The sequence below is a fragment of the Ensifer sp. 22521 genome (assembly GCF_052044795.1).
GTDB lineage: Bacteria > Pseudomonadota > Alphaproteobacteria > Rhizobiales > Rhizobiaceae > Ensifer.
On the sequence record NZ_JBQENM010000031.1, the window covers coordinates 64,721 to 72,860 of the forward strand.

The window sequence follows — 8,140 nt, forward strand, 5'->3', positions numbered from 1 at the left end:
CCTCAGCAAGGCTATGTCCATGTCCTGCAGCGCCGCGCGTCTCGTTAGACGCGCTAGGGTCGCTGTAGCACTTTGACGTGCTGCATGTTTTTGCCCTTTGATCGAGCACGATTAAAGGAAACATGCACGAACGACACGATCCGGTACGGGAGGAGCCTCAGATGCTGATCGATGGAAAAGTCTTTATCGTGACCGGTGGCGGTTCGGGCCTCGGCGCAGCCGTCGCGCGGCGACTGCATGGCGAGGGTGCCCGTGTGGTTCTTGCCGACGTCAACGCCGAGGCCGGCCAGAAGATGGCCGAGGAACTTGGCAGCAACGCCCTCTTCCAGAAGACGGATGTCACCAACGAAGCGGATGGCGCCGCCGCCGTTGCAGCGGCACTGGATCGCTTCGGCCATCTCCATGGACTGGTGAACTGCGCCGGTATCGCGCCGGGCGAAAAGGTACTCGGCCGCGACGGCCCGCATCGCCTCGAAAGCTTTTCGCGCGCGGTCGGCATCAACCTGATCGGCACCTTCAACATGCTGCGGCTTGCCTCCGAGGCGATCCAGCGGGAGGAGCCGGGCGAGGACGGCGAACGAGGCGTGATCGTCAACACCGCATCGGTTGCCGCCTTCGACGGCCAGATCGGCCAGGCCGCCTATGCGGCGTCCAAGGGCGGCGTCGTCTCGATGACGTTGCCGATCGCCCGCGAGCTTGCGCGCTATGGCATCCGTGTCGTCGCCATTGCACCGGGCATCTTCGAAACGCCGATGATGGCCGGCATGCCGCAGGAAGTGCAGGATTCGCTCGGCAAGAGCGTGCCCTTCCCGCAGCGCCTCGGTAAACCGGAGGAGTTTGCGGCCCTCGTGCAGCACATCTGCGAGAACCGCATGCTGAATGGCGAAGTCATCCGCCTCGACGGCGCCTTGCGTATGGGCGCGCGCTGACAGGACCAGCACCGGCACCGCGCTCGTATTCAACCGGGCGCGGCGCCACGCCTTTACCAAGGCAGATCAGGCGGCCTGATCGACCATCCTGACGACATAGGCGCAGCGGCGGGCGCCGGCGAGGATGTGCTCGGCGCGCTCGACCTCGACCCCGGGGCCAAGCACTGCGCGGAACACGCTCAACTCCGCCCGGCAGAAGCCCTGGCAGCTCGTCGCAGCGGCGCAGATCGGACAATGGTTCTCGACAAACAGCAGCGTTCCGTCGCCGGGATCCTCGTAGGCCGCCATGTAGCCCTCCTGCGACCGCAACCGCACCAATTCGTCCACCCGCTCGCGCAGGCTCTTCTTGTCACTCATCGCCGCGCTGTAGTTCTCCCGCGTCTCGTTCTCCCGTGCCGCGATCAGCCGATCGATCGCCGCCTCGCCGAGCGTCTGGCGGATCGTCCTCAACAGCTGGACGGTCAGCTCCGCATGCGTGTCGGGAAACTCGGCGTGTCCAAGTGCGGTCAGCCCCCAGAATTGCGACGGACGACCGACGCCTTTCGCCTCCGACCAGGACAGGACGAGACCATCCTCGGCAAGGCGAACCAGCTGTTGCCGTACGGCCTCGCCGGTAATCGTCAGACGCTTGCCGAGTGCCGCCGCCGTTTGCGGACCATGCAGCTTCAGCGCCAGCATGATGCGCTCTCCCGGCGTGCGGCCCCTGCTTTGCTCCGGATTTAACAAGTGATCGCTTGACATATTCCTGCGCGCAGATTTACAAAGAATTGTCTTGCTAAATACACTCTCATCCATTCGCAGACAAGTGATCCGTCGAGAGTGTCCCGCCCGCAAAGGAATTGATCATGGCCTTCGAACTTCCCGCCCTTCCCTATGCACCCGCAGCACTCGCTGAAAACGGCATGAGCGCCGAGACGATCGAATTCCACCACGGCAAGCATCACCAGGCCTATGTCACGGCGCTGAACGGCTTCGTTGAGAAGGACGCATCGCTTGCCGGCCTGTTGCTCGAGGAGATCATTCGTCTCAGCCACGGCAAGGCGGAACTGGCGCCGGTCTTCAACAATGCCGGCCAGCATTGGAACCATATCCTCTTCTGGAAAAACCTTTCGCCCAAGGGCGGCCAGATCCCAGGCGCGCTCGAAAACAAGATCACCGAAGACTTCGGCAGCGTTCAAGGCTTCAAGGATGCCTTCAAGGCCGCCGCCACCGGCCAGTTCGGCTCCGGCTGGGCCTGGCTCGTACTCGGCCCTGACGGCAAGCTCAAGGTGACGAAGACCGCCAACGGCTCCAATCCGGTCGCAACCAACGAAGGCAAGGCCCTGCTTGGCCTCGATGTCTGGGAACATGCCTATTACATAGACTACCGCAACCGCCGACCGGACTACACCTCGAACTTCCTCGACAAGCTCGCCAACTACGAGTTTGCCGAAGCGGAATTGAAGTCCGCCTGACCAGCCGATGAGCACCGCGAGCCGGAACCGGCTCGCGGATCGGATGGTCAGAGAATTTGCGACGGCCCTCTCGCCCCGCCTGCGCCTGGGCTTTCGCAAACCCCCGTGGCGTCTCCCCGCCGCCACGGGCTATCCCAGTTGGAACACGACCCATGCGCCAGACATATTCGCTCTCTGTCGATATCGACGCTCACGCCAACCTGGCCGTGTCGAAACCGGAGTTCGCCGACACCCTGTCGCATCTTGCCGCCACCGTCTGCGTGGCAAGCGCCGGCAAAAGCACAGATAGTCTCGGCCGGACCGTGACGGCAACCTTTTCGCTTTCCGCCAACCCGCCGTCGATCGTCATTTCGATCAAGGCGGACAGTCCGCTCGCCACATTGATCGCCGCTGAAGAGGGTTTCTCGCTGGCCATGCTGGCTGAAGGGCAGGAACTAATCGCGGATGCCTTCGCCGGCAAGATCGAAGCGTCCAAGCGTTACCTCGTCGGCATCTGGGCCGACTGGCCGAGCGGACGGCCAAGGCTTCTCGGAGCCGCCGCTGCGCTCGACTGCGTGCTCAGCGCTTCGATGCAGGTCGGGGACCACACGCTGTTCGTCGGAACAATTGTCGCAACCGAGACTTCCACCCATGCCGACCCCTTGATCTGGAGCCGCCGGCGATATCAGTCTCTCGACAGGACGAGATCGTTGCCGTCGCCGCCGGGCAACGGACATGCGACCCTCGCCCCAACTAAGCCTGCGGCCTGAATCGGCGATCGCGTCGGAGGAACTCCAGCAATGCGGCAAGTGCTCGAAAAGCTCTTACAGGACGGCAAGGACGACGCCCTGCTGCGCTTCACGCTCGGCAGCATCTGCCTTCAGGAGGCGGATCTCGAAACCGCCCTTGCCCATGTCGAGCGGGCGATCGCCTTCGACCCGGATTACTCGGCAGCGTGGAAACTGCGCGGTGCCATCTTGCACAAGCTCGCCCGGTTCGAAGAGGCGATCCAGGTCTGGCGTGAAGGCCGCGTCGTAGCCGAACGGAAGGGCGATCTGCAGGCGGCAAAAGAGATCGGCGTTTTCCTGAAACGCTTGGAGCGGCAATGCATCGCTGCCAACAGGAACGAATAGCAGCAGACCCTGTGTGAGGGGGACCGGGCCCGGCCGCGATGCCGAGCCTCGATAGGATCACGAATGGTCAACTCACTTGAAGACCGACGGTAGCCAGAGCGACAGGGCCGGGATGTAGGTGACCGCCATCAGCACCGCGATGCTGGCGCCGAAGAACGGCCAGATGGTGCGCATCGCCTCGCGAATGGAAATCCCGCCAACGGCACAGCCGACGAAGAGCACCGTGCCGACCGGTGGCGTGTTGAGCCCGATGCCGGCGTTGAGGATCATCACCACGCCGAAATGCACCGGATCGATACCGAAGGCCTTCACCACCGGCAAGAGCACCGGCGTGCAGATGATCACCATCGGCGCCATATCCATGAAGGTGCCAAGAAACAGCAGGATGATGTTGATGACAAGCAGCACGATGATCGGGTTTTCCGAGATCGCGCTGATCGCGCTGATCATCAGCGCCTGCACCTGCAGGAACGCCATCAGCCAGCCGAAGGACGCCGCCATGCCGATGACCAGAAGCACCATGGCGGTGGTCCGCACCGCCCCCATCACCGCCTCGACGAAACCCGTCCAATCCAGCTCGCGGTAAACCAGCATGGCGACGAGGAAAGCATAGAGCACGGCGATGCAGGAGCTCTCGGTGGCTGTGAAGACGCCGGAGCGTACGCCTCCGAAGATGATGCCGATCAGCACGATACCGGGGAACGAGGCGAGCAGGTAATAGAAGACCTTGGAAAATCCCGGAAACGGCTCGGCCGGATAACCTCTGCGCCTTGCAACGATATAGGCCGTCACCATCAGCGAAAGCGCAAGCAGCAGGCCGGGAATGATGCCGGCGGTAAAGAGATCGGCGACGGAGACGTTGCCGCCGGCTGCGATCGAATAAAGGATCATGTTGTGCGACGGCGGCACCATCAGCGCGATGATCGCCGCATTGACCGTGACGTTGACGGCATAGTCGCGGTCATAGCCGCGCTTTGCCATTTGCGGGATCATCAGGCCGCCGACCGCCGAGGCATCCGCCACTGCCGAGCCGGAGATGCCGCCGAAGAGTGTAGAGGCGACGATGTTGACCTGGCCGAGACCACCGCGAAGGTGCCCGACGAGGCCGGCGGCAAACTGGATCAGCCGGTTGGCAATGCCACCGCGCACCATGAGGTCGCCGGCAAAGATGAAGAACGGGATCGCCATCATGGCGAAGATGTTCATGCCGGAATTCAACTGCTGGAACACCACCACCGGCGGCAGGCCGAGATAGAGAACGGTGGCGAACGAGGCGATGCCGAGGCAAAACGCGATCGGCGTGCCGATGAACATCAAGAGGGTGAAGACCCCGAAGAGGATAGTGTAAGCCATTTAGGCCATCTCCTGCACGACGACATCTGCGGCGACATCGACACCCAGAACCAGATCGATCAAACGCTCGGCGGCAAACAGGGCAATCATCCCACCGCCGACAATGAGCGGAAAAAAGTCGACCCCTCCCGGCCAGCCGAGAACGGGAATGGTGGCCGTCCAAGTGCCGACGCAAAGAAGCAGGCCGTAATAGGCCATGGAGGCGCCGAAGATGACGATCAGGCCAAGGCTCGTCAGGTCCATGGCCATTTGCACTGAAGGCTTCATCACATGACGGATGACATCGAGCCCGAGATGCACACTTTCGCGCACGCCGACGGCGGCACCGAGCATGATGAACCAGGCCATGAGATGGAGGGCCAAGGGTTCAGACCAGCTTGGCGAGTCGTTCAAGACGTAGCGGGCAAAGACCTGCCAGCCGACGATCAACGTCATGGCGACCATGCCGGCGCCGGCGATATAGAGCGACGCGCGGCTTAGCGCTCCGAGAACCGGGCGCATCGCCCGCATGAAACGACGCATGTCTCTTCCTCCTCCGCAAAAGCGATCAATGGACAGTTGCGAAAGCCGGCTCCATTCTCGGAGCCGGCCCGCCGTCTGCTGTCACTTGACCGCCTTCACCCGCTCGAGAAGGTCCTTGAGCTTCGGGTCGCTGACGAACTGGTCGTAGACCGGCCCCATGGCGGCAGCGAACTCTTCCTTGTTGACCTTGATGACGTTTGCACCGGCGGCGCGAACCTTCTCTTCCGAGACTTTTTCGCGCGCGCTCCACAATTCGCGCATTTTGCCGACGGAATCCTTTGCCGCCTGGCGGATCAGGCCCTGGTCATCGGAGGAGAGCTTGTCCCAGCTCATCTTGGAGACCACCAGGATTTCCGGATTGAGAGAATGTTCGGTGAGCGAGTAGTTCTTGGCCACCTCGAAATGACGGGCGGACTCATAGGACGGCCAATTGTTCTCGGCACCGTCGACGACACCGGTTTCAAGCGACGAATAGACCTCGCCCATCGGCATCGGCGTCGGGTTGGCGCCGAAGGCCTGCATCATCGCGATCCAGAGGTCGGACTGCTGCACGCGGATCTTCAGCCCCTTAAGATCGGCCAGTTTCTCGATCGGCTTTTTGGTCGTGTAGAAGGAACGGGCGCCGGAATCGTAGAAGGCGAGACCGATCAGACCGTGCGGCTCGAAAGCGGCGAGAACCTCCTCGCCGATCGAGCCGTCGACCGTCTTGTGCATGTGCTCGGTCGAGCGGAACAGGAATGGCATGCCAAGGACCATCGTCTCCTTGACGAGGTTGTTGAAGGGCGCGGCGTTGACCCGGTTCATGTCGATGACGCCGAAGCGGGTCTGCTCGATCGTGTCCTTCTCGCCACCGAGCACGCCGTTGTTCATGACCTCGATCTTGATCCGGCCGTTGCTGCGTTCGGACAGCAGCTGCCCCATGTACTTCACGGCCTCAACCGTCGGATAGCCATCCGGGTGGATGTCCGCCGAACGCAAGGTGATTTCCTGCGCCTGCGCCGCTGTGCCGGCAAACGCCAGCCCCATTGCGACGCAAAGCATGCCTGCAATTTTCTTCATGTTTTCCTCCTCCTCTAATCGTGCTTCGGCCTCTCCCAAGGCCGAGTTGCTGCCCGTCCGGGCCGGTATGCGAAATCTCATGTCCTTGGGCCCGACAGGGAGCCTCCCGGCTCCGGCCGCGGGTCGAAGTCACGCCGCCGCGAAGGCCGGCAGCTTGAACAGGTGTTCCGGGTTCTCCACGAGGGCCAGATGCTTTGCCCGGTCGTTGGCAAGCCAGCCGAGCACCAGTTCGGCGAGCCGCGCGTCATTGGGATAGTCTTCCGTTTTCCGGATCATGTTGTGCGGCCAGTTCGAGCCCCAGATGATGCGTTCCGGGGCATGGTCTGCGATCCTGCGCGAAAAGGCGGCCACATCCTCGTAGGGCCATCCCGCTCTCGAACTCTCGTAGACGCCCGCGAACTTGAACCAGACATTGCCCCGGTCGATCAGTTTGAGAAGTGCTGCAATCTCCGGCCCATCCGGGTCGACGCCGGCGAAGAATTTGCCGTGGTGATCGAGCACCCAGCGCGAACGGATGCGCTCCAGCCGCGGCAGGTGGTCAAGTATCCTGTTGCCATCGAACTGCACGGCGATCATCCAATCCGCCGCGTGTGCCCGTGCGTCGATCGCTTCCAGCGCGTCGAGCCCCACCGCGCCACCGGGCAGATCCATGATGCGTGCGCCGACGGCGCCGGATGCGCTCAGCGCGCGCATGTCCGCATCGGACGTGGTTTCGTCGATGACGACGACGGCACGTGCTGCATCCCTCATGGCGGCGACACAGGCAAGCGTGTTGGCGTTGTCCCGCTGGTGGGCATTGCCCTGGGTGATGATCACCCTGTCGATACCGAGCCAATCCATGACCCCGCGATAGGCCGTGACGTCTGGCAACGGTTCAGCCGGTAAAGGCGGACCGCCGGGAAGCGACGGAAACCCCGGCAGATACATGTGCATTTGGGCATCGACCGTGCCCTTCGGCAGACGGGGTTCAGGAGGACGGCCGGAGAGGGTGCGCTCGATCATCTCAAGCCTCGGGCATCTTGAACTGGGCGAGCGCACCGCGATCGATCTCTATGCCGAGACCAGGCGCGTCCGGGATCGCAACGACACCATTCACGGCCTCGATCGGCGTCTTCAGCACCGCCTGGCGGAAGGGATTCTCCGTCCGGTCGAACTCCATGATCGGCTCGATCGGGTTTACCCGCACCGGATCTGGCGTCATCGCCGCCATGAACTGTAGCGCCGCGGCAAGATGCACGCCGGTACCCCAGACATGCGGCACGATGCGCACGCCGTGCAACGTAGCAAGACTTGCAATCTTCGCCATCTCGGAGAACCCACCGCAGCCGCAGAGATCCGGCTGCAGGATATCGACGGCGCGGCTCTCGATCGCTGGCCACATGCCGTAGCGTGTATGCCAGGTCTCGCCGCCGGCGACCGGGATGGGCTGCCCGGCTCTCACCTCGCAATAGGCCGAAAGCTGTTCCGGCACCACTGGCTCCTCGAACCAGTCGATATCGTAGTCCGCCGCCGCCTTGCCGAGGCGGATCGCCTCGGTGACGGTGTAGCCGTGATTGGCATCGATCATCAGCCGCATTTCATCGCCGATCGCCTCGCGCACGGCACGGATGACGCGCAGGTCTTCGTCGATGCTAAAGCCGATCTTGATCTTGCAGGCGTGAAACCCCTGCGCCCGGCGTTCCGCCATCTCCATGGCATTGTCGGAGACGCG

The 8,140-nt window shown here is 62.7% G+C and carries 10 protein-coding genes; 4 read left to right on the plus strand and 6 right to left on the minus strand.

The features are described 5' to 3' along the window. Positions 1–161: 161 nt before the first annotated feature. The gene (locus tag ACTJKE_RS31310; RefSeq protein WP_058328347.1) at positions 162–929 is read left to right on the plus strand and encodes a 3-hydroxyacyl-CoA dehydrogenase; all 768 of its coding nucleotides are present in this window, start codon (positions 162–164) and stop codon (positions 927–929) included. 66 nt (positions 930–995) lie between these two features. Here ACTJKE_RS31310 and ACTJKE_RS31315 read toward each other — a convergent pair whose 3' ends face one another. Next, the gene (locus ACTJKE_RS31315; protein ID WP_113513101.1) at positions 996–1,607 is read right to left on the minus strand and encodes a helix-turn-helix transcriptional regulator; all 612 of its coding nucleotides are present in this window, start codon (positions 1,605–1,607) and stop codon (positions 996–998) included. A gap of 167 nt (positions 1,608–1,774) precedes the next feature. Here ACTJKE_RS31315 and ACTJKE_RS31320 point away from each other — a divergent pair, with 167 nt between their 5' ends. From ACTJKE_RS31320 to ACTJKE_RS31330, 3 genes are all read left to right on the plus strand, one after another. After that, positions 1,775–2,383: a superoxide dismutase gene (locus ACTJKE_RS31320; RefSeq protein ID WP_058328345.1), complete on the plus strand. Its 609-nt coding sequence runs from the start codon at positions 1,775–1,777 to the stop codon at positions 2,381–2,383. 152 nt (positions 2,384–2,535) lie between these two features. Next, entirely contained in the window at positions 2,536–3,132 is a 597-nt protein-coding gene (locus ACTJKE_RS31325; protein WP_440661596.1) for a flavin reductase family protein, read from the plus strand. A gap of 30 nt (positions 3,133–3,162) precedes the next feature. Then, positions 3,163–3,495 carry a tetratricopeptide repeat protein gene (locus tag ACTJKE_RS31330; protein WP_058323222.1) on the plus strand — a complete coding sequence of 111 codons (333 nt, stop codon included), beginning with the start codon at positions 3,163–3,165 and terminating at the stop codon, positions 3,493–3,495. A gap of 72 nt (positions 3,496–3,567) precedes the next feature. Here the strand turns inward: ACTJKE_RS31330 and ACTJKE_RS31335 are convergent, their stop codons facing one another. The 5 genes from ACTJKE_RS31335 to ACTJKE_RS31355 all read right to left on the minus strand — a co-directional run. Beyond that, on the minus strand, positions 3,568–4,848 hold the full coding sequence (locus ACTJKE_RS31335; protein WP_058323221.1) for a TRAP transporter large permease: 1,281 nt from the start codon (positions 4,846–4,848) through the stop codon (positions 3,568–3,570). Continuing rightward, a complete protein-coding gene (locus ACTJKE_RS31340) occupies positions 4,849–5,370 on the minus strand; it encodes a TRAP transporter small permease (protein WP_058328344.1) in 522 nt (173 codons plus the stop codon). It abuts the gene before it with no gap. 81 nt (positions 5,371–5,451) lie between these two features. Further along, complete coding sequence (locus tag ACTJKE_RS31345) at positions 5,452–6,429, minus strand: TRAP transporter substrate-binding protein (protein WP_440661595.1); 978 nt, start codon at positions 6,427–6,429, stop codon at positions 5,452–5,454. Positions 6,430–6,558: 129 nt separating this feature from the next. Beyond that, positions 6,559–7,431 carry an amidohydrolase family protein gene (locus ACTJKE_RS31350; protein WP_245296177.1) on the minus strand — a complete coding sequence of 291 codons (873 nt, stop codon included), beginning with the start codon at positions 7,429–7,431 and terminating at the stop codon, positions 6,559–6,561. Position 7,432: 1 nt separating this feature from the next. Beyond that, on the minus strand, positions 7,433–8,140 hold a 708-nt coding region (locus tag ACTJKE_RS31355; RefSeq protein ID WP_440693448.1), incomplete at its 5' end, for a mandelate racemase/muconate lactonizing enzyme family protein.